Genomic DNA, 22,139 nt, shown 5'->3' on the forward strand with positions numbered 1-22,139 from the left:
AAGCATCAGGGACGAAGTGATAACGCATAGCACCTCATTAAGAGGATTGAAACAAAGTCATGGATAAATCAATGTTGGCACGAGTTTTGGTGATAACGCATAGCACCTCATTAAGAGGATTGAAACCCAGTTCTGCTTCATGGGTAACAAGATTGTCCAAGCGGTGATAACGCATAGCACCTCATTAAGAGGATTGAAACTGCCTTGCGATTTCGTTTAGCAATCCCTTGTAGTATGTGATAACGCATAGCACCTCAGTAAGGGGATCGAACTCCCCAGATGAAATTAGAAAGTTACTTTTTGTTTAGATGTAGATCTTGTTCTAAGATTCAGATATAGTAGGTTTAACTATCACTCCCCAGAATGTCCCTTCTGTCGAGTAAACAGTTAGGTTAAGGGGGAACAGAATGGATTACATGGGGCATTATCTCAAACAGTTCACTCCACGGAAGAAAAAAGAGCGTTTTTCACACCTAGATGACTCACTTACTGAGTGGGGAGAGGAATATTTGACCTTGGCTGTGGAAGGAATCCGAGGTGAGGATTCCCTCAAAAAAATTGCGCTACACCTCAAACGGTTCATTGCGTTTTATGAAAATCGGTATGGCCATGATCAGATTAGCAAATTGATTAAACGTGATTTGGTGGATTGGCAGAAAAAGCTACTTGATGAAGGATTGGCGAGATCGACGGTAAATAACCATCTTGCTTCTGTGTCTGGTTTTACGAGCTGGGTCCATCGCCAGCAGCCAGATCTGTTTTATGGCAATGATCCAGCAAAAGGGATTGGTGAGCTAGAATTACCACCGCTTAAAGTGCGTGCATTGTCTCAGGAGCAAATTACGTCACTTAAAAGTTTGTGTGATCGGTTGGAATCGTATTACTGGCTTAAAGGAAGAAAAGCCAATCGTCCAGGTCAAGAACGACAAGTAAAGAAAAACGGGAGACCGTGGCGGGACCGCGCGATTATTTTTACACTCCTTTCAACAGGATTAAGACGTGCTGAGTTGGTCGGATTGGATTTGAACCAGTTGCAACCAAATGACGCAAATCAATTGCGATCTGCAAGAAAGGCATGCTTAACTCGTGTGCTTGAGAAGGGAAAGACAGAACGAGAGGTGTATTTGTCTTATGATGCTAGACAAGCCCTTGCGGATTACATTGAGAAAGAGAGAGTGAGGGATGCGTCAGAGGAAGCGACAGCACTTTTTCTAACAGCAAGTAGTTTATCTGCTCGGAAAACTGATGGCCGTATGTCTAAGGATTCCTTGAATGATGTATGTTTGAAAGTGGGGAAATGGCATGACGGAGAAACAAACGATACGGAAAAGCACATTTCGCCGTTAAAACCGCATGACTTGAGACATACGTTTGCGGTCCAACTGGCACAAGAGCTGGCAAAACAAAAGGGAGCAGTAGATCCGTATGAGTTAGAACGACGGCTTGGCCATCGGTCAGATCGGTACATAAAGCTTTATACCAATCCGCCTGAAGAGGTGGCAGCTGGTTATGTGGAGGAATTATAGAGGAGGGGAATATGTTTTGTGAAGCATAAATTGCATGTATAATTTATGCTCTACATGCGATATAATATGAGTAGAGTAGAAATCATTTATGTTGAATACCCAGATGGTTCAATACCTGTTTATGATTTACTAAAAGATATTGGAATCAAAGCTAAGCGTGATCCACTATTTGCAGAACTTTCTAAGCATGTATGGGATGGTTTTGATACTTTAGAACTCAAAGGGATTCCAGATTGGAAAGCAGATTTCAGCTATGATTGGATGATCGAATCGGAACAAGGGTGGACTGTTCGAGTTGATCCATTAGTAAAACGTTTGAATCACGCCTATCCACTATTCGAAATGAGAGTAAACGAATGGCGTGAGATTGGAGCACGAAAGAGAATGGGGTATGGATTCAGAGTCTTATTTTTCACCTATAACCAAGATGGTACACAATACATCTTTCTTGTTAATGGTATGGTTAAACAAGAACGTTCACCAGCACAATTTGAAAAACTCATTGCTGAAGCACTTCATATATACAATCAATTTCTAGAAGATAGGGAGGCATTTTTAGAATGAAAGGAGTCAAGAGTATGTATAAAGCGAGCAAAGTAAAGCATAAAGACGTGATGACGATGCTTGAAGAGATTCCAGTAGTTAAAGAGCATAAAGAAAGCTTTGCAGTTCGGATGTCTCGTCAAATTATAAAAAGGCGGATGGAATTAGGCTGGACGCAAGGAAAGTTGGCTGAAGAAGTTAGCAAGTTGGGAGAACCGATGCAGCAGTCAACGATCTCTCGGATTGAAAGCAGTTCACCTGGAACTAAAGCGGAAACATACGACAAGATTTTAAAAGCTTTAGGGTATGTAGGAATTGAATTGTCTTTTAAAGATATTGAAGAAATAGATGGTGGGGATTTGCATATTCGCTCTGGATCATTTGCTTGAGAAATGAGGCTGACTATCAAAAGTCAGCCTCAACTCTTTTTTAAGGGGTATCCTTTATCCCTTGTTTTATATTTTCAGGGTTTAGAAGCGAAGGATGCGAGATACCATTCCAAAAGAGATATTATTGAAACCAGATAAAAGTCGGTTTGGTGAGATTATTCGCAAGGGGTATTACAAAGAAGCAGGCTATGTAAATGAATTAGTAAAAACCTCTCGAATGGCTAAGTTTGGATGGATTAATAAGGAGATTATCACTAATTCGATAAACCGCTTTAAATTTGGTCTGAATAATGAGGCCGACTTGCTCTCGAACTTTGGCTGAGGCATCATGGTTATTAAATATATTACTGGGAGTTGATTTCTTTCATGAAGGTGGAGCCTACTTGGAAAAGGATTGGACTAGCGGAGCCACTTCCTGAAGCGTCGGGCTTGGGGATCAGTATCATTATTTTAGATGATATTATACCTCATGTCTCATTAGGTCATTTAAAAGGTAGAGTAAAGCAAGTTGAAGTTAATAAAGATTTGAGCATCACTTGTGACGAGGTGTTTGATGAACCATTAACAGATAAGGTGAACCAACATACTACAGCGCATGGTGTGATGACACTTAATCTCTTAGCGCATGAACCGTTTGCATACCTAGACGAACGATATACAGGTTTAGCCCGTTCGGCAGATTTTATTTTTCTTCCAACATCAAAACCCAGTCGCATCAAGGCGGGTCTAGAATGGATATTGGATCAAGATTGGAATGCTAAAATCGTATTGAATCTTAAAGGACAATTGGAAAGGGGATTTGTATTTCCAACAGCTGATGATCCCTACGTGGAAGCATTATCTCCTGCAATGGATTCAGGCTTGTTAATCGTTACAGCAGGAGGCAACTCTAAAGCCAATAATAATCTACATTCCAATCAATTTTGGGTGATTGGTGGCTTTAATGATAAAGGCATGTACGATTCGACCCAGTATGAGCAACACCCATCAGCGTCACACGGATTAAATGGCGATGGATACTTCCGTCCCGATATACTTGCCCCTTACACCTATATCCCCTTACCTCATTTATCTGGTGCAGGGTTAGATTACTTTGATGGGACTTGTGGAGGGGCTACATTAGTTACGGGTTTAAGCGCTTATCTGATGTCCATGTTTCCTGATCTCACCTCAAATGATGTTCGCAACGTGTTGGTGAAAACAGGGGATGAAATCACAGATTTACCCGCTCCTATCATAAATGGAGCAAAGGCGATTGAAGCAATAAAGGCTGGTTACCGGAATGATACGCCTCCGTCTGTAGAACCACTTGTAAAAGTAATTGATGAAAACCAGTCTCTCTTATCTCCTAATCCATTGGAAAGAGCACTTGCTCTCACTTCATTAATTAAAACGGACAAGTTAACCCGAGCTGAAATATGGAATCATACAGACGATGAGTCACCCATGGTAAAAAAGGTAGCCATTCGAGGACTGAGCCAGCCCGTTAACGATGACGAAAGGGAAAAATATTGGGAACGCGTATACCAAGAGTCGAGCGAATTGGGTGTCAGAGAGTACTGGGCATACATGTTGCTCAGCACATCGATAATAGCAGAATTGGACAAGTGGATGTCTCTTGTGGATTATCGATCAACGGATATTTGGATATGTATTAACTTATATTTACGAGAACATAATCCAGAAGCCCCAGAGATGGACATCTCGTCTGACCCTGATCCTACTATCATGGATGCTACCATTAAACCCGTACTGGAGTGGTATAAACAATATAAGGAAAAGTAGTCAGGCGTGTGGAATGGTATGATTTTTCCGCGGAATTGAATACGATTTTGGGTGAGAAAGGTGTGAAGTTATTAGAGCAAAAATGCTGATTATTCATACTATTTAATTTGAAAAGTATGATCTTTTGAGGTGAGTTACTACATTCACGAATATCTTGCAAGCTGTATTAACAGAAGGTGAAGTCAGAGATATTACTAAACTTGCCATGATAAAAGTCGTAAATTCACGGTTTATGTACTATTTCAGATTTTAGCAAATATGCCATTCTGAGAATGGCGAAGTTATTGCGAAGATAAAATTTTGAAAAATGGGTATGTTTATGGTAATCCGGTTAATACGATTGATCCAATTGGCGAGTATGTAGCTGGGTATGAGGAAGAAAGATATGTTGAAAATCCTATAACGGGTAAAGGGAGAATGACAGGAAATAAAAAATACTCTTCACACAATGGACGATATAATCGAGGGAAGCAAATATCCATAGATGGGGCCGCAGTTATTGGTTATAATAGACATTATCTTAGATCGAGAAACACTAGGTCTCTAAGAACAAAGAGAGTAGCCTTTAATAAATTAAAATCGAGTGTTGACTGGAACTATAAGTTACGAAAGGACCTAGAAGGTTTAGAATTAGATGTTTATAATAAAATATACAAAGATGATGCTGCGAAAAGTCCTCGTTCAATCCTAGGTAATATGATGGTTGGAGCAGCAGGTAATGAATTAGGATTTGATATAGAATTAACAAAACAAATTGATGGAGTGTATCTATATTTTGGAACTTCTAAAACTACTGCGACTTGCTTCATATCTGTAGATGGATTTAAAAATTGTGATGCGGATGATCTCATTGGAGTGGAAGCTGGTTACCACTTGGGAGAAGTAGACATTATTAAGGGGTTACGAAAAGATCAGTTGAATAAAAAGAGGAGTAATCTATAAGTGATATATTACTTTCATAAAAATATGAAAAGGCCGATTACTATTATATTGGTATGTATATTGTTTGCTTATTTGTTTATGGTTAATCATTTTGTACATCTTGATCTAACAGGAGATGCAGGCAAACTTTATGTGAAGGATCAAGTTGATTATTTCAAGACAGAATTAAATCAAAAAAGCAACTATGCATATACTGAATACCAAGTAATTCTAAATAAGATTAAGATTTCTGAATACGAGTATGAAAATATAGATGATATTCATACATATACAGTTAACTTCAAATTAATTGAACACCATCAGTTTCTTATTTGGTTTCTTGTCTTACTTTTTGTTGTATGTGTGGATGTTGGACAAAATGCTTTAAACAAAAGAAGTCAAATAAAAAAATCACTCCTTAACCACTTTCTTATTGGAATGCTTTTTGCTTTGATTTTAATGTTATCTGAGCTTGTTTTTTCTCTTATAATCGGATTTATTTCTCTTGATTTTAAAAGTTTTTTTCAACCAGTTCTAGCTATTAGAAACGATCATATTGAAATTATGTCATTTATTAATTATGTATTAATAACTAGATTTTTCTATTTTATACAAATTGCCGTGATTTGTATGTTTGGAGTGTTTGCTTCGCGTATATTCAATGAAACTAGTAAAAATATTGTGCTATAATGTTTTCGTTATTTATTATTTTCATGATTCTTGCTTTTTCTAGAGATTTGACAGCAGGTGCTATAGACAAATATTTTTTTGTATTCTACAATTTACACAGCTATACATTAATTGACATGAGTTCGTATATAGTTGAAGACACTTCTTTTGCTTTTGCCTTGTGCATACATCTGATGTATTTTTTATTATTTCTCATAGGAGCTTGGTTGTTTTCTATACGACAACTTAATATAGATGCAAATTTAATTAAGAGATGACGCTTACTAAGCTAATGATCGTCTAATCAAAAACTAGACGATCATTAGCTTTTTTAAAACAGCTTACCCCACGTCCCCCTTCCAATTATCCCATTTTTAATCCATTATACAGATGATGAGTCATCCATATTAAAAAAGGTAGCCATTCGAGGACTGAGCCAGCCCGTTAACGATAATGATAGGAGAAAATATTGGGAACGCGTATACCAAGAGTCGAGCGAATTGGGTGTCAGAGAGTACTGGGCATACATGTTGCTCAGCACATCGACAATAGCAGAATTGGACAAGTGGATGTCTCTTGTGGATTATTATTAAAAAATATTTATTATTAAGATAACTTATGTTGGGATTTCTTTGCATCACCATAAAGCTATGCCAAAGACTATATCAAAGTGACCATTAGGTGGTTTGGCTCACATAAGACGTGCTTTGGCTTAGCTTTAAGCAATTAAGAATGGGGAAACAGATTTTTTGTACTATAATAATTGTGTGAATCGATATACATTCGGATGATTATAAAATATAAATTTTTCTACTAACTAAAATTAAAATAGTGGAAATCGATACTCAAACTCATAACAATCTGCACGGTCTACCATATAACAGACTTGAACCAGTCGACCATCAGATTCAAACACTCTTCTTACAACCCGAACAATAGGGACGCTTGATTGAACGGGTAGATTTAAGTCTCGCATCTCTGATTGGGTAGCTAAAGAAGTTATTAAATTTTCTTGGCAATCAACAGGATCAATTCCTAGTAATTTCAAACAGTCATAGATCATTGCATGGGGTTGTTTTAACATTTCTCTCAATTCTTTTAATGGCACAACGCTAGGAATATATGATCTTGTTACTGCTATTAAAATGTCATTCCTATATTGCTTAGTATGATAATAAAGAACAGGCGGTGCTAATTCATCTAAAATACCCTTAGGCAAATCTTCTTCCTCATATAATATTTTAATATCGAATAATTCCTCTTTTCCTAGATCACCGTGTTCTTCTAGAAAGTCTCCTCTTCTATTGGAACGATAAGGAATTGGACGAACCTTCCTTCGATTTGGATTTGATCCAGATGAAAATATTAGACCATCCCTTATTAGAGCATTCACAGCATTTTGAATCGTAGCAGAATGAACTTCGAACTCTTTCATCAGTTGTAAATTTGTGGGGAAGTCCCCATCAGGTGGGTATATCTCATCTATAATACGATCCCTAAGAATATGATATATATCTAACCACTTTTTACGAGCCAATATTCAAAAACTCCTCTACAGTAAGCTGGATTTCGTCAGTTAATGCGTTCAGAAGTGCTCTCCCTTTTTCAGCATTCGCTTGGGTAGGGAATCCGATTGTCCCGGTTTCTGAATACGGTTTTATGCCTAATACCTGAAATAAGTCTCTACGCGGCGAATCTACATCTTGAAAGTGATCCGTTTTTATAATTCCTTCTTGTAAGAGGGATAACAAAATAGAAGTTTCACCTTCTCCGGCATGCATATCCCGAGAGATGGTTGTAGATAGATTTGCTTTTTCATAAGCGCGATCCCAATGTTTCCGACTAGGTGTAATCAGTAGCTTGGGAAAATTAACATTCATTTCTTGCGCGATATTCCCGAGTAGCATATTCCCACCATGTCCATTCACAATTACACATTTCTTAACACCCATCCGTTCCAATGAATGGATGACATCTTTTACAACATGGATGATGGTTTCGGAACGTAGCGAAATGGAACCGGGGAAATGAACGTGTTCAAAAGATGATGAGAAAGGAAGATTTGGTACCACAAATGAACGATGAGTTAAAGCTTTTGCTAACTGATTTGCAATGGCTTCAGCAATTAGACTGTCAGTGTTAATAGGTAGGTGATAACCATGTTGTTCTAAGGAGCCGATAGGAAATAAAGCAAGATCGATATGCTGTAAATCGTTCCAAGTGGAGTAAGGGTTCATTGTATGAATTCCTTCTTTCTTCAATCTAGATTCAAATAAAGTGTACAATAATTTTAGAAAAAAGTGAATATTAGGTATTAAAAAGATCTTATATAAGTATAGACTGAATAATATAAATATAGATTGTGATAATTGATACTACACTACTTCATTTACTTGATTTAGTAATTTCTGATCTAGTAGTTATTTTTAATACAACTTAAAGCATCTAATTTAAACTCATTTTATCTTTTGGAAGGGGAATGTACATGTCACCAGCACTAGAGAAAGTAATTCACCGTTTACAAATTGATGTTTCTTGGATTCCGGTTGATGATATCCCTGTTATTGACCTTTGGCCGAGAAATAACCAGCGATTAACTGAATTAATAAGTCAGGGAGTAAGGAAAATGAAATTTACTGGGGAGATATTATTTAAACGGGAAGGAACGCTTTTCTTCTTCCAATTTCTATGTAAGGTGGAAAAATGATGCTAACATTAGAACATGGATGGCTAAATTTAATAGATGGGTTAACGGTTCAAAGATATTTTTTACATGCCTATCCTTTTATATTACAAAGCTTAAATAAAGAAATTAATCTCAGTGAATACACGCTGGATCGAAACCCAATTTACGAGACAATTAATGCGTATGCAAACCGTTTTAAGAATGATAGCGAAGAGATACGCGGAAGTTTTCAGTTTAAAGGTAAAGTATGGTCTATTTGTGGAAACCAAAGTGACTTTCATATAAAAACGTTTCAATCCGCTCTCGAAATCATTTCAGTGTCTGGTTTATTTTTCATTCCAGAACTTGCTTCAGGTGTCGTTTATTTTGATGGTTTTCAACCAGAGCCTATACACTTCGGTATCCGTTTCTCCTCAGATCTTAATGAAAAGACGGGAGCTATTCAAATTCTTTCTGAAGCAGCAAGGCATTTTGCTAAAGTATGTTGGGATAGCTATGAACTCGATTTTAATGAAATAGCTTATCGATCTCTTTGGTCTACTGACTTAATTAGTATCCAAGATCTAGTGATCAGCATATTTACATCATCTATTCTTTTAGATTTGTACAATAGAATACAAATGGAACCAGATTCTATCTATAATCAAGAAAGTAAACGATTGCAAGAAGTGGAACACCTAATCCCGGATATTTTAAGCGTGATTGATCACATGAATATGGATGACCTCATTCAACTTTATCTTCCTTCAAACAAAAGATTTGATAAGTATAGGACTGGAAAAGGAGCAGGGCAAACATAAAATATACGAAAGTGAGGATATTGTATGAGTAACTATTTCATTGCACTTGAAGGAATCGATGGCTCGGGTAAAACGAGCGTAAAACAACAATTATATCGTTTGTTTTCAGAAAAAGGGAAGGGACCACTTACTGTAATTCCTCAATTGTGGAGAGATGCATTGTCTACTCAAGTGATAGTATCGGCTAAATATGATGGAATCAATTATCCCAAAGATATAATAACAAGAGCGTATGTAAGAGATAAAGAATTACTCTACAGAGAAATGATTTGCCCTCATTTATCCTATCGTTCTGTTATCTCAGATCGATATATTTTGAGTGATCTTGTTTACCATCAGCAACTGTACGGCATTTCACCAGTAGATACATTTGAAGCATATAAAAATTCTGGGTTGGTTTTCCCTGATTACTTGATTTTTATCAAGACGGATCCTTTGCAAGCATACCAGAGAATATTAAATCGGAATCCAAATGCCATTCATAAATGGGAAAGACCAGAGATTCTTGCCGATCTTTATCAAACCTTCTTAGAGTGCTTAGATTTTATGAACTGCAATGTGATTATATTGAAAAATGATTCGGATTTCACTTCTTTAAAAGATGAAGTGAACAAATTATTCACGGAGTATTTTGATGAATAGAGTCATGGGTATATTAGAAGAATTGAGAGCGGTATTCTTTCAGAAGTTCCTGAGAAAAAGGGGATTCTTTTTCGGATTTCTATGTGAAAAAGTCAAAAAAAGAAGCGTGGCAAGTAACCTGCTAACGGTGGTGTTGATTATCCAAAATACACGACGCTAAAATGGATAAATCATGCAAATCAACACGCTTGACCTGCTAACTTTAAACTCATTTATAAGCAGCTATTCAAGGTAGAGCGTTGCTTTGCTTGGATGGACAACTTTGGACGTCTTATCGTTCGATATGAACATTGTGCTCGGTTATATCGCGGCTTTTTGTGTGCTTGCATAATTATGTGCCTGCGGTATTTTGAAATGGCTTTTAGTTGGAAAGATATGAAAGCTAACATATCGTCATGTTTTAGCACAAATCATTAGGTTTTATACCAAAATTTATTTATTTTGGTATATGTATTTCGATAGTTTCTGTCTATTTTACTGAAGTTCACAATCCCCGAATGATATATCACTGGACATAGACGAATTGCTTAAAATTCACGTGAAAAAACACAAGAAACAGCACTATTATCGTAAAAATATAAATATTGTGTAATTTAACTACTGATCATACAATGGCAGTAAATAGAAGTTGCTCTGTACTACTAAATGTAAAATTCATATTAAATCATAAATTATAGTTTTTCATTTATTAAAAATAACGATTCAACCAATTTAAAGAAGAGGTGTAGCAAGTGAATTATATGATTTTTTCCTACGTCAAAAGTCATGAGGTTGAAAATGGACTTTTTATTTACAATGAGGAAAATGGGACATGTTACGGTATTGAAGGCATAGGAGGAGTGATTTGGAAAGGCATTATTAATGAAGATTCTCTTCAAGTGATTATTGGGAACATCAGACAAGGATATCATCCTGGAATTACACTAGAACAAGATGTTAAAGAGTTTATTGATCAATTATTGCTAAACAGTTTGATTAAGTTAAGATAATGAATTTTAAACTTTTTAGATTTTGAAAGGAGGTGAGTTAATGGATCAGAAAATTCGTAGCGATGAGGTAGAGAAAAAGGAGTATGTTGCTCCTAAGCTTATCCAATTAGGTAACATCGTTGAGATTACTTACGGTGGTGTTGATGGTTGGGGTAGCGATCACATGTCTAGAAGATTCCGGAGTGACTAATCAATTAATGATAAATGACTGTTTTAGATCATGTTCATCATGACCTAAAACAGTCATCAATATAGGAGGCGCTATGAAAAATTATATATTATACGGGATGAAAATAAAAACAGAAATTAATTTTGATGAGCATCTAAATAGATGTTACATAGACAGTTATGACTTCGAGTTGGTTCACTCAGGTAATAATTTGAAAATAGAGATACAAAGTAAATTAAAAAAGATTTATGAGAAATTTATTATGAATGAACCAATACCTTTTGAAGTATTGTTTCAAATTGATGAAAAGGTTTTTTACCTAAGTTGGCTAACTCACTATCATTTTATTATCGATATAAGAAGTAATACAATAAATTTTTATGGAGAACTAGACGGTGAATTTTATTGTGTCTTTTTTTCAAGGGTAGTGTCATTTTTGCTTTATACAAGAGGATATACACAAATTCACGGGAGTGCTATTCAGTATAAAGGCAAAACGGTATGTTTTATTGGTGATTCGGGTGCTGGGAAATCGACCCTTGCTTCTTTGGCATTTCATCACGGAGGGAAAGTAATTACTGATGATATTATAGCAATTGGCCCAGATAGTTGTGAAGTAAATTTTGGTACTTCTAGTTTAAGACTTTACCCTGATTCATCATATATCCCAGCTAATGCAGTGTTTTTTAATGAGGTAGATAAACTTAGAGTGAATTTTAATCATAGTAGTTATAACAAAAAATACTTTCCCAATTTTTTGTTTTTCATTGAAGTTAATGATAGTAAAGAACTTATATATGAGGAGTTAGATAATTTCGGCAAAATGACTAGTCTCATTTATAATGCCTACAATAAAAAACTATTACAAAATGTATTCAGTGATGTCATGGAAAGCGAAAATATAAAAGTTTTTTCCGAACTATCTAGAAGATCAAGTTTTGTGAAAGTGACTCGACATGAAAACACTTCTCCTGAGGATGTGTTTTCCCTTGTACAGTCATTATTAACATGAAGTTAAAAGGAGTGAATAAATTGACGAAGATATTTATCTTTTTTCAAAGCTATTGGTATTTGTTTTCTTACTATAGAAAGCTTAGAAAAAAAGGATTTCCAATGGTGCTAAAACAGATAAAGATAGATTCAATATTGAAAAATAAAAGAAAGTATATATATGAGAAAAAGCTCATTAGGTCTTTTACGCTAGCATGCAAATATCACTTCTATAATATAGAATGCCTAGAAAGATCATTGGCTTTATACAGTCTTTTAAATCAATATGGTTATCGGGTTCAGTTTCAAGTTGGCGTTAAGCAAAAACCTTTTCTTAGTCACGCATGGATAGAAACAGAGATTAAAGAGTTAGATGAAAGTGAACTTAGAAATAGATTTAAGGTATTCATTCAAATAAATAAGGAGAATTCTAAATGACAATTGCTTATTTTTTAATAAGAGATAATCACCTATTGTCAAAAAAATACACGAATATAGCAGTCGACGATAAATTAATATTGACTGCAGATTGTAAAAAGGTGAGTATTCAAAACTTCACTCTTGTTATTTTTGAAGATGATAACAGTAGTCATAAGTTACTGACTAAATATATTCAAGATCACAACTGTTTTGACCAAAAAATTTTAAATACAATAAAAACCCCACTTTCCTTTCTTATTTATGACTGTATTAATAATAAATTAGATATATTTAGATCGCTGACGGCTAACCCTGTTTTTTATTTCTTCTCGTATCAAAAAGGTTTAGTCATATCCAATAAATTAGAAGATTTATCGTATATTAAAAGTAGCTTGAATGACAATTATTTTCGATTATACTTTAATACAGAACTAACTGAGACTGAACACACTCCGTATAAAGGAATAAAACGTTTAATGCCCGCCCACAAACTTACAAAATTCAACAATAGTGATCTAACCACACATAAATTCTGGTCACTTCCAGTAGAGTCAACTTATTGCAACACAAATATTGAAGAAAATATACATGTTTTCTCAGAAATTTTGTCAACAATTGTGGGTGATATAGTTGCTCGGCATAGAGATATAGGATGTGAGATAAGTGGTGGTCTAGATTCTTCAAGCATTTCATGTTTGCTTAATAAAAATAGATTAAAAAGTTCTAAAATCTTTGGCTATAGCTATATATTTGATCAAACTATTGGTGGGAAGTGTAATAAAGATAAAGTTGATCAAATATATCAAAGCACAGGAATTATACCTACATATATAGATTTATCAAAATTTTGGTCATTTAAAGATGTTAAAAATAATTATCATAGTATGGATGAGCCTAGCTTTTTAGCTCTAAATCATTCTATGTATACTTATTTACAGTCTGTAGCTTATGATCACGGTAATACGGTGTTGGTATCAGGAGAAGGTGGGGATGAACTGTTCTATGGTGGAACTCATTATCTGCGAGACCTATTATTTCAAAGGAAATTTATGGAGCTATTTAATGAGCTAAACGAAATAGCTACAAAAAAACAGCAACCATTTTGGAAAATCTTTAAAATGCATGTTTTACCTGCCATACTGCCTGTGAAAATTAGAAATAAAATAGAAGCTAGCTCAAATGAGCAAACTTGGAGAAATACTGGTTTTCATATGAACTGGTATGAAACAGCTGATTGGGTAGACGGAGATATGAGGGAAATAACGTATCTTGAAGTAGAAGAAGAAAGACTAAAAATTAGAGATTCTAGCATAGATAGCGTGTATCTTAAGGAAGTTTTCGAAAGATTCATCTTGATAAATCCTTGCACATGGATAAACAATAATATTTGCGTAGACTCCTCATTGAGATATGTCCATCCTTTCAGAGATCAAAGATTAATTGAATTTATGTATACTTTACCTGCTGAAAACAAATTAAGAATGAGTCAGAAAAAAATGTGTATTAGAGAAGCAGTGACAGGAGTGGTGCCAAACAAAATATTGACTAATCCTGATAAAAATACTTTTACAGAGGTATTTCGCAAGGGATTCTCTTTGGAGGCTCGACTTATTGATGAGCTTATAGAAGATTCTCGCTCGGTTAAGTTAGGTTGGGTTAAGAAAGACAAAATAAAAGAATCAGTAGATAAATTCAAATATGGCTTCAACAATGATTTTGCTTTATTGATTAAGTTTTTCGGGCTAGAGCTTTGGTTCAGACAAAACGGTTAAGGTGGTGAGGAAATGATTGATTCTAATTGGGAAAGAGTAGGCTTGGTTGAAGCGCCGAATGCGGAATCAGGGAAAAATATTGGCATTGTTATTTTAGATAATATTGTTTCTCATCCTTCTATTAGTCACTTAGAAAACAGAGTTAAGCGAGTAAGAGTAGCACATGACTTTTCAATAACATGCTCTAACGTAACTGAAGAACCTTTTAAAACCAATTTAAAAGAACACAAAAAGCATGGTTTAATGATATTAAATCTCTTGAGCCATAAGCCATTTGACCTTAATGAGAAGTATTACGTAGGACTTGCATCTGCATCTACATTTATTTTTCTACCTACATCATCAGAACCAGAAAAAACGAAGTTAGGTTTAGAGTGGATACTTGATCAAGATTGGAACATCAGAGTTTTATTAAACTTGAGAGTTCCAGAAGCAGAAGGCTGGATGTCACCAAACGCAGACCATCCACACTTTCAAGCGTTAGCTCCCGCCTTAACTAAAGACATTTTAATCGTAAGTGCTGGAGGGAATTCCAAAGCTCATAACAATCTCCACCCTATTGAATATTTTACAATCTCAGGTTTCAATGACCATGGTTTGCATCAAGTTGAGAACTATGAGCAACATTCCTCTGTCCCATTTGGGATGAACTCAGAAGGCTATTATAGACCTGATTTACTCGCTCCATATACATATTTGCCATTGCCAAGTTTATTAGGTCAAAAAAAACTAGACTATTTTGGTGGCACATGCGGTTCAGCAACATTGATAGCGGGACTGAGTGCTTACTATTTTTCTACTACAGCAGGATTATCTCCAAATGATATCCGTTCAGCATTTATGCAAGCTGGAGTCATTGACAATAAGTTTGAGGCTCCCATTGTTAATGGATCAAAGACCTTAAAGTTATTAAGAAAAGGATTTAAAGCTTCTGATGGTCGTCTGCTGACGGATACATTAATTAAGGTCACTGATCCTTTTGTGGATATAGATTCTAAGTCTGCTATAAAAAGAGCCCTAGCTCTAACTGTCTTAATTCAAAGAGCGAGACTGTCTAGAGATGAGATATGGGAGTATGTAGACGATGATTCACACGAGGTTAAAAAAGTCGCAATTACGGGATTGGAAGCACCTGAAAATGGGATTGAAAGAGAATTATTTTGGAGCTATACATTTAAGGAGTCGAGCCAATTTGGAGTGAGAGAAGTTTGGGCTTATGCGTTACTCAAGACATCGGTAAAGGCTGAAATTTCTAACTGGATTAAATTAATCAAAGTAAACCCTTCGATTGATTTATTAATATGCTTTAGTTTTTTCTTAAAGGAGCATTATCAAAGCTTTCCTGAAATGGAAATAACACCTGACCCAGCGTCAATTCATCCACTGGTTACCTCTATTATAGATTGGTACAATGATTACGTTCTAAATGAAGCAAAGGACTTGTAAGTGGATGTTTCAAAATAAACTGGAAATGAAAGCGGAGGCATAGTCAGAATACTAATAACTCTAGGTGATTATAAATGAATCTTCAAGATAGATAGCATTAAAGCACATCTTAAGGGTGTTCAATGTGATATGGAATAAACTTAAAACGGGTCATACCATACCATCTATTATAAAAGAAATACTTGAAAATTATGATATGACTGAAGCTGAAATTAGGAAGATTATTAATCCGTTTATCAATGAGTTACGATCGGCAGGGTTAATTTCAAAATGACATGCGAAAAGAGGGTGAAAATGAGCAAAAAGCAATCGAGCTTGCAGTTGATGGGACTGATGTTGACGCAAAAGAGGATTCTTTTCTTTTCAATTCTAGCTATGTTTGTGTCTGTACTGATTCAGCTGGTGATACCACTTATCATGAAATACATCGTTGACCAAGTCATACCAAGGCAAGACTTTTTTGTATTTGGAGGCGCTGTGATTGCCTTGATTTTGCTTCCGATTGTAGCTAGTTTATTTGCCATGATGGGAAACCGGATTAATCATCGAATTGGTGCACATGTGACGGATACAGTACGATTACAGTTATTTGATAAGTTTTTACGATTGTCACCAGCCCAGTATCATAATCTGAATTCTGGCGTTATGAATCAAGTAATAGGAGCTGCTGGTGAAATCGGGGATTTGTATATGACACAAATTGTCATTCCTTTCATATTTCAAGCGATTATGGTTGTGGGTATGATTTCATTTATGCTTTATTTAAATGTCGAGCTTACACTCATCTCTCTCTTCTTTCTTCCGTTTGTGGTGATTACCAGCTTGATGCTTGGAAAGAAGGCAAAGGGATTAGCAAGTGATGTAATGAAAATGCAAACCGAACTGTCTTCTTATGCCATCGAGTTTTTTAGTGGTCTAAAATCAACACAGCTTTTTCAACAAGAAGATCAGGAGAGAGCCTACCAATCTGCTTGGATTAAACAGTATCGAAAAAAGCGTAATCATACATTTGTAGTAGGTCAATTTGCTGAAATTATGGGGCATGTGATTAAGTCACTAGGATTTGGAGTAGTATTTGCTTATGGAGCATGGCAGATTTTTGAGGGGAGATTAACAATCGGGTCACTTCTGGTCTTTATTGTTTATCATCCACAATTATATGCGATGATCGAGAAAATGCAGTTTGCATATTTGAAAACGGTAGAGACATGGCCGAAAACAAAGTTGGTTAGGGATATTTTAGATATGGAGGTAGATAGGACAGCGGGAAATTTAATATTTGCAGAAACCAATGAGCCAGTGCTTTCTTTTCAGAATGTATCCTTTGCATATGAGGAAAATCGGGGGCAGTTAAGTCGTGTTACTTTCACGATAGATAAAGGGGAGTTCATCGGCATTGTAGGGGAATCGGGAAGTGGGAAATCTACACTTTTCGAACTTATTCTTCGATTTTATGAACCGAGTAGCGGGCGAATTTTGCTTTATGGAAATGATCTGTCATCCTATTCCAGTCAAGAAATTCGGTGTGGAATAACGATTGTCACCCAAGAACCCTTTATCTGGAATCGATCGATCCGTGATAACTTAAGATATGTGAAACCGGAAGTAACTGATCAAGAATTGATACATGCTTGTCAAATTGCTCAATTATCTGATTTCTTGACACGATTACCATATGGATTGGATACGATTTTGGGTGAGAAAGGTGTTAAGTTATCAGGGGGAGAGAAACAACGAATAGGAATTGCTAGAGCCATTTTACGTGACCCAACGATTTTGCTAATGGATGAACCGACATCGGCATTAGATGCTAAAACGGAAGCATTGTTTCAAGAGCAACTGAAGCAAACTTTTCATGGTAAAACCATACTGGTCATTGCACACCGCCTTGCCACAGTAAAAGATGCTGATCGGATAATCGTTGTCAAAGATGGGAGAATCGATGATATCGGGAGTCATCAAGAATTGATGAGGCGTGGTGGAGAATACAGCCAGCTTTACAATGAGCAATTTGGAGAAAAAGAAGCGCCCTAAGTGTGTTGATAGATATTGAGGAGAGTCGACACCCTTCACTTTTTGTGAGGGGTTTTTGGTGTGTAAGAGGGGCTATTGTGTGGAAAGGCATTATAATCACCCATATGCTCCATACGTTACAATTGCTTAATGGAAAAGTTCTATTGCGTGAATGGAACACAAATGGGTGATTTACTATATTCTAGCTTTCTGGGGGATCACCAGCTACAAATGAGCGAACATTATTTCTCTTCAATCTTTACACCTCCTTCCGAGTTGTGTAGTAGGGTTACAAGGCGCATGTGTATCTTTTAAGTTTACAATCACTTCATTTATTCAAATTGTATAAACCAATTAAACACTAACAATCATACATTAATGTAGGAGCATTGGCGATATAATAGACTTTAAGTTTCTGGAGGATCACCACCTACAAATAAGCGAACATTATTTCTCTTCAATCTTTACACCCCCTTCCAAGTCATGCATGAGGGATACTAGGTGCTTGTGCATATTTTGTAGGTATTTCTTATGTATCCCTGTATGGTCCATCTGCTCAATACAATAGCATATTTTCCAGGTTAAATCACGCTCTTGAATGGTCATCTTACGTGTTTTTATTGTTTCTAATGCAGTTTGATAATGGGAGAGTGCATTGTCCAAATCCAATTTATAGACATAGCAATCAGCTAGGGCGATATGCGTTTGAATTAAGCGGGTCTCATCTTTACGTCTACTTCCATATTTAACGGCTACTTTAAGCTGTTTGATCGCTTCACTTATATGGTCATTTCGAAGTTTGATTCGTCCTAATTCTGTGTAGGCATCGATTAAAAGGCTTGAATTTGTAATCGCTTCCCTCATCTCTAGGGCGGAATTAATTGCAATCATGGCATCCGAATACTGCCCAAGATAATCATAAATTTGACCTGCTGAAATCCATAGTTCAAACGCACGATCGGTAAGTTCGTTCCGCCTGGCCTTTTCGATTCCTTCTAATACAAAATCAATCGCTTCATTGTGTAAATTCATTTTAATTAGTAAGGACGCACGCTTATCATACATATTGACAATAAGTCGCATATCGTCGATTTGGTCCATGTATTGCCAGACTTCGACAAGTGTTTTTAGTGCCTCACCATGACGTTCCAATTTTTCGAGACAGAATACCTTCAGTATAGGCAGGTTATACTGTGTAAACTCTCTTCCATCATTCTTAACAAAGGCATTAGTCCCCATTTCAATCTGAGTTAGTGCCTGTTCATATTCATTTTCATAAAAATAGGACCTTCCTAATTCGTAATACGTAGATGATTCAATATTGTAATAATTCCAATCCGGATTGAGTCCAATGGCTCGGATGGCTTGTTGCAATGCGGTTTTGGCTTTGAACCAGCTTTGTAGTCGGATGAGACATTTGCCCCGTATATATTGTGCAGTTGGAAAGAGGGGATCGGTTTTGGAAAGGGAAAGCTCGTCCAACATTTTTAGTCCTTTTTTGGCCCCACTTTTGGCGTGGACAATGATGCTTTCAATTGCCCGTAGTTTAGCCTGTTTGAGTTCGAACTCCGTATCAATCTTTTGAATGGATTCAAACATTTTCTCCATATCGATGTTTAGTTTCTGACAGTAGGTTTCAATAGATGCTTGACTAACGGTAACGACACCTCGTTCTATATTGCTGATGGTAGCGGCAGATAGTCCTTTCTCCATCAGGCTTCCAATCTTGTAGCCTTTTTCTCCCCGGATCGCACGAATGTATTTTCCCATTTCCACCCGATCTAAGTGGTCGAATGCCGACATGAATATCACCTCGATCACAGTATATAATAAATATTCATTATTTTCATATGTTGTTTTGGAGTAAATTTGACCACTTCACTGAAAAACATTCGATTCAGATGAAATATCACCAGAAAGGAGTAAGTGGATTCAAAATCGCATAGAAAAACACCGAAATAGGCCCATTTATCGTAAAAATATAAATATTGTACATCTAATTGATGCAACATACAATGACTTCAAGAGCACATCACTACTAAATTTAAGGAAATGAGGTGGTGTATGATGACCGAAAAGGTGGAGTTTACAGATGTTTATCCTGTGGTGACGCTATACTTTCCCAATCACGAGCAAGTAAGCATCCCTTTCTTAGCATGTATGGTGGTAGAGATTGAGGAAGGAAGGCATATCATTGCGGGGAAAGTGTATGATATTTTTGCTTAAACAAGAGGTGATTACACATGGAGATTAAGTTTTGGTATGACCAGTACGAGCAGAAATTAGTCGTGTGTCATCTGAAGACGGGGAATTACAAGGAGATTACTAAACAAGCGAAAATGGATACATTTCTACGCGCGCATGCGATTACATTAGAAGAATGTCAGTATCCAGTAGAAACAATGGATTGTATAGGTTTATTTCAGAAAAAAAGCACATTTCAGATGATAAAAGAGTGGATGACCCATAAAAATAGGAGTGAATAAAGGTGTTAGAGATCGGCAGAGAAGCATTGCATCAGCTGTATGTGGTAGAAGAGCAAAGTATACGCGCTTGTGCTAGTAAGTTGTATTGCCAGCCCAGTAAGGTGAGAAAATATTTGGAACTGAATCAAATTCCTATCCAAAAGAAAAAAGGGGGGCGAGTGAGGGTAGAAGAGCGGCTCAAAGCAGAACTGCACATGGATGATACCCAGTTCAAAGAATACCTGCTGCATCTACGCTTTTTTCAAATGCTTACTTATGCGCAGCTCGCAAAGCGATTTAAGTGCTCATCTGCTTCTGCCCAGATGGTGTATAAGCGATATGGGATTGAGACGAAGCAGCGATATAATCGGCTCCTAACGGAATCGCGGTTGTACGAGCTATATGTACTGAAAAACAAGACGATTATCGAATGTGCGGATATCCTGGATTGCTCACATACATTAGTCCGCTATTACCTGCTGAAGTACAAGATCCCCTCACGATCAGCAGGTGCCAAGCGAATCGAAGTACATATCAAGAGTCGCTTAGGCATGAGTGACCTCCAGTTACGCCAATACCTGACGGAGTTGGCAAAGACTTATACCATGGATGAGCTAGTGCACCAATTAGCGCATAGTAAAAGCAGTATCCGATTGATGTACAAGCGCTTGGGGATCAAGAAGAATTGGAAAAAAAAGAAGACCTCAAAAGAGTAGTGGATGCCGTAAGCTGTACATATAGGCATGAAAATTGCCACCTATTTCATTTTTTTGATTACGCATGTTTTTACAAACGAGTATTTGCTCTCCTCATCTTAAAATGAATCAGGTGGAGTAACGTCTCCACCTGATTCAACGCGTCTAAACCATAGTTATGACTACCTTTCCGCGCGCGCGCCCCGTTTCAAGATAGCGAATGGCATCTGCAGTTTGACTTAAGGGATAACGTTTATCAATCACAGGGGTAACTTTGCCAGCTTCAACAAGCTCTTTTATAAATTGAAGGTCTTCTTTGTTCATACTCGCCATCATCATGCCTATTTTCTTATGACTTGTTCGTGAAATCCATTTTCCCATCCACATGACTTGAAAGGCCAGAAACAGATTTGTAATGCCAACTACTGTACAAATTCCATGAGGTCGCAATGACCTTGCTAAGTCTAATACGGAACGATTTCCAACTGCATCGTAGATCAAATCATATTGCACGCCTGTTCGAGTAAAATCCTCCTTTGTATAATCAATGACATGTTTAGCGCCAATTGAGCTTACAAGCTCTAGGTTTTGCGTACTACACACCCCCGTCACCTCTGCTCCAAATGCTTTTGCAATTTGTACAGCGAACGTGCCTACCCCACCAGATGCTCCATTCACCAAGACTTTTTGTCCAGCTTGAATTTGTCCTTCATGACGAAGTCCTTGTAAGGCAGTCAAGGCAGCGACGGGAACGGCTGCTGATTCTATAAAAGACAAGTTGCTTGGTTTTAAAACTAATGCATGCTCAGGCACAGTCACATATTCAGCAAATCCTCCCGATCCTACCTCACATATATCTCCAAACACGCCATCCCCTGGTTTAAACTGTGTGACGTTTTTTCCTACTGCGATCACACGTCCTGCTATATCTGCACCTGGTCGTGTGTTTTTTGGTTTGAAAAGCCCGTTTCCTAGACGCGTAATAAAAGGGTCAGCTCTCATCTTGTGCCAATCAAGTGGATTGGCAGAAGCGACATACACTTGCACCAGTACTTCTTCTTCATTTGGAATCGGTTGTTCCACATCTTTTAACTGCAAAACATCGGGTGAACCGTATTTCGTATACACAATAGCTTTCATAGCGTTCTCCCTTTATGAATGACATAATGTTTTGGAGACTTGAACTTAACCTGCTCTAATGTATACTATACAGTGTAGT

The 22,139-nt window shown here is 36.7% G+C and carries 25 protein-coding genes and 1 CRISPR repeat array (1 of these 26 only partly in view); of the genes, 21 read left to right on the forward strand and 4 right to left on the reverse strand.

All coding sequences use genetic code 11. The features are described from left to right. Positions 1 to 273: a CRISPR direct-repeat array (repeat unit 37 nt; unit sequence GTGATAACGCATAGCACCTCATTAAGAGGATTGAAAC) (it extends 3,006 nt beyond the left edge of the window). Positions 274 to 407: 134 nt separating this feature from the next. The 7 genes from IC619_RS11780 to IC619_RS11810 all read left to right on the forward strand — a co-directional run bounded on the left by IC619_RS11780 (position 408) and on the right by IC619_RS11810 (position 5,854). After that, positions 408 to 1,526, forward strand: coding sequence for a tyrosine-type recombinase/integrase (locus IC619_RS11780; RefSeq protein WP_191140268.1), 1,119 nt, complete (start codon positions 408 to 410; stop codon positions 1,524 to 1,526). Between the two features lie 66 nt (positions 1,527 to 1,592). Beyond that, positions 1,593 to 2,090, forward strand: coding sequence for a hypothetical protein (locus IC619_RS11785; RefSeq protein WP_191140267.1), 498 nt, complete (start codon positions 1,593 to 1,595; stop codon positions 2,088 to 2,090). Further along, positions 2,087 to 2,458, forward strand: a complete 372-nt coding sequence (locus tag IC619_RS11790) for a helix-turn-helix domain-containing protein (RefSeq protein WP_191140266.1) — start codon at positions 2,087 to 2,089, stop codon at positions 2,456 to 2,458. Before IC619_RS11785 ends, IC619_RS11790 begins: the two co-directional genes overlap by 4 nt. 94 nt (positions 2,459 to 2,552) lie before the next feature. Further along, entirely contained in the window at positions 2,553 to 2,780 is a 228-nt protein-coding gene (locus IC619_RS11795; protein ID WP_191140265.1) for a hypothetical protein, read from the forward strand. Positions 2,781 to 2,824: 44 nt separating this feature from the next. Further along, the gene (locus tag IC619_RS11800; protein WP_191140264.1) at positions 2,825 to 4,243 is read left to right on the forward strand and encodes a S8 family serine peptidase; all 1,419 of its coding nucleotides are present in this window, start codon (positions 2,825 to 2,827) and stop codon (positions 4,241 to 4,243) included. A gap of 300 nt (positions 4,244 to 4,543) precedes the next feature. Further along, the gene (locus tag IC619_RS11805; protein WP_191140263.1) at positions 4,544 to 5,185 is read left to right on the forward strand and encodes a hypothetical protein; all 642 of its coding nucleotides are present in this window, start codon (positions 4,544 to 4,546) and stop codon (positions 5,183 to 5,185) included. Next, the gene (locus tag IC619_RS11810; protein WP_191140262.1) at positions 5,186 to 5,854 is read left to right on the forward strand and encodes a hypothetical protein; all 669 of its coding nucleotides are present in this window, start codon (positions 5,186 to 5,188) and stop codon (positions 5,852 to 5,854) included. A gap of 802 nt (positions 5,855 to 6,656) precedes the next feature. Here the strand turns inward: IC619_RS11810 and IC619_RS11815 are convergent. After that, positions 6,657 to 7,370 carry a GntR family transcriptional regulator gene (locus IC619_RS11815; protein WP_191140261.1) on the reverse strand — a complete coding sequence of 238 codons (714 nt, stop codon included), beginning with the start codon at positions 7,368 to 7,370 and terminating at the stop codon, positions 6,657 to 6,659. Next, positions 7,360 to 8,070 (reverse strand): creatininase family protein, encoded by a 711-nt coding sequence (locus IC619_RS11820; RefSeq protein WP_191140260.1) that lies wholly within the window; start codon positions 8,068 to 8,070, stop codon positions 7,360 to 7,362. The genes IC619_RS11815 and IC619_RS11820 overlap by 11 nt, the downstream gene beginning before the upstream one ends. 248 nt (positions 8,071 to 8,318) lie before the next feature. Between IC619_RS11820 and IC619_RS11825 the strand changes: the two genes are divergently transcribed. The 11 genes from IC619_RS11825 to IC619_RS11875 all read left to right on the forward strand — a co-directional run bounded on the left by IC619_RS11825 (position 8,319) and on the right by IC619_RS11875 (position 17,781). Beyond that, positions 8,319 to 8,540, forward strand: coding sequence for a hypothetical protein (locus tag IC619_RS11825; protein WP_191140259.1), 222 nt, complete (start codon positions 8,319 to 8,321; stop codon positions 8,538 to 8,540). Then, positions 8,540 to 9,319 carry a hypothetical protein gene (locus IC619_RS11830; protein WP_191140258.1) on the forward strand — a complete coding sequence of 260 codons (780 nt, stop codon included), beginning with the start codon at positions 8,540 to 8,542 and terminating at the stop codon, positions 9,317 to 9,319. Before IC619_RS11825 ends, IC619_RS11830 begins: the two co-directional genes overlap by 1 nt. A 24-nt stretch (positions 9,320 to 9,343) precedes the next feature. Beyond that, positions 9,344 to 9,961: a nucleoside/nucleotide kinase family protein gene (locus IC619_RS11835; RefSeq protein ID WP_191140257.1), complete on the forward strand. Its 618-nt coding sequence runs from the start codon at positions 9,344 to 9,346 to the stop codon at positions 9,959 to 9,961. A gap of 740 nt (positions 9,962 to 10,701) precedes the next feature. Further along, positions 10,702 to 10,950, forward strand: coding sequence for a PqqD family protein (locus IC619_RS11840; RefSeq protein ID WP_249669852.1), 249 nt, complete (start codon positions 10,702 to 10,704; stop codon positions 10,948 to 10,950). Positions 10,951 to 10,990: 40 nt separating this feature from the next. Then, positions 10,991 to 11,140: a hypothetical protein gene (locus IC619_RS11845; RefSeq protein WP_191140255.1), complete on the forward strand. Its 150-nt coding sequence runs from the start codon at positions 10,991 to 10,993 to the stop codon at positions 11,138 to 11,140. A gap of 73 nt (positions 11,141 to 11,213) precedes the next feature. Next, positions 11,214 to 12,131, forward strand: coding sequence for a phosphoenolpyruvate carboxykinase (ATP) (locus IC619_RS11850; RefSeq protein ID WP_191140254.1), 918 nt, complete (start codon positions 11,214 to 11,216; stop codon positions 12,129 to 12,131). A 20-nt stretch (positions 12,132 to 12,151) separates the two neighbouring features. Continuing rightward, positions 12,152 to 12,547 (forward strand): lasso peptide biosynthesis B2 protein, encoded by a 396-nt coding sequence (locus IC619_RS11855; RefSeq protein WP_191140253.1) that lies wholly within the window; start codon positions 12,152 to 12,154, stop codon positions 12,545 to 12,547. Beyond that, positions 12,544 to 14,301: an asparagine synthase-related protein gene (locus IC619_RS11860; protein ID WP_191140252.1), complete on the forward strand. Its 1,758-nt coding sequence runs from the start codon at positions 12,544 to 12,546 to the stop codon at positions 14,299 to 14,301. Before IC619_RS11855 ends, IC619_RS11860 begins: the two co-directional genes overlap by 4 nt. Positions 14,302 to 14,313: 12 nt before the next feature. Beyond that, on the forward strand, positions 14,314 to 15,747 hold the full coding sequence (locus IC619_RS11865) for a S8/S53 family peptidase (protein ID WP_191140251.1): 1,434 nt from the start codon (positions 14,314 to 14,316) through the stop codon (positions 15,745 to 15,747). 124 nt (positions 15,748 to 15,871) lie between these two features. Beyond that, on the forward strand, positions 15,872 to 16,021 hold the full coding sequence (locus IC619_RS17365) for a PqqD family protein (RefSeq protein ID WP_191140250.1): 150 nt from the start codon (positions 15,872 to 15,874) through the stop codon (positions 16,019 to 16,021). 20 nt (positions 16,022 to 16,041) lie between these two features. Continuing rightward, positions 16,042 to 17,781: an ABC transporter ATP-binding protein gene (locus IC619_RS11875; RefSeq protein WP_191140249.1), complete on the forward strand. Its 1,740-nt coding sequence runs from the start codon at positions 16,042 to 16,044 to the stop codon at positions 17,779 to 17,781. A 426-nt stretch (positions 17,782 to 18,207) separates the two neighbouring features. Here IC619_RS11875 and IC619_RS11880 read toward each other — a convergent pair whose 3' ends face one another. Continuing rightward, positions 18,208 to 19,563, reverse strand: coding sequence for a helix-turn-helix domain-containing protein (locus tag IC619_RS11880; RefSeq protein ID WP_191140248.1), 1,356 nt, complete (start codon positions 19,561 to 19,563; stop codon positions 18,208 to 18,210). A 264-nt stretch (positions 19,564 to 19,827) separates the two neighbouring features. On the opposite strand from IC619_RS11880, the gene IC619_RS11885 reads away from it, so the two are divergent. Genes IC619_RS11885 through IC619_RS11895 form a run of 3 tightly spaced genes read left to right on the forward strand, consistent with a single transcriptional unit; the run spans position 19,828 to position 20,941 of the window. Continuing rightward, positions 19,828 to 19,986 (forward strand): hypothetical protein, encoded by a 159-nt coding sequence (locus IC619_RS11885; protein ID WP_191140247.1) that lies wholly within the window; start codon positions 19,828 to 19,830, stop codon positions 19,984 to 19,986. Between the two features lie 17 nt (positions 19,987 to 20,003). Continuing rightward, entirely contained in the window at positions 20,004 to 20,246 is a 243-nt protein-coding gene (locus tag IC619_RS11890) for a hypothetical protein (RefSeq protein WP_191140246.1), read from the forward strand. 2 nt (positions 20,247 to 20,248) lie between these two features. Then, a complete protein-coding gene (locus tag IC619_RS11895) occupies positions 20,249 to 20,941 on the forward strand; it encodes a hypothetical protein (protein ID WP_191140245.1) in 693 nt (230 codons plus the stop codon). Positions 20,942 to 21,085: 144 nt separating this feature from the next. Here IC619_RS11895 and IC619_RS11900 read toward each other — a convergent pair whose 3' ends face one another. Next, a complete protein-coding gene (locus tag IC619_RS11900; RefSeq protein ID WP_191140244.1) occupies positions 21,086 to 22,060 on the reverse strand; it encodes an NAD(P)-dependent alcohol dehydrogenase in 975 nt (324 codons plus the stop codon). Positions 22,061 to 22,139 lie beyond the last annotated feature (79 nt).

Origin of the sequence: Polycladospora coralii, assembly GCF_014773435.2 — a bacterium.
GTDB classification, from domain to species: Bacteria; Bacillota; Bacilli; order Thermoactinomycetales; family Thermoactinomycetaceae; genus Polycladospora; species Polycladospora coralii.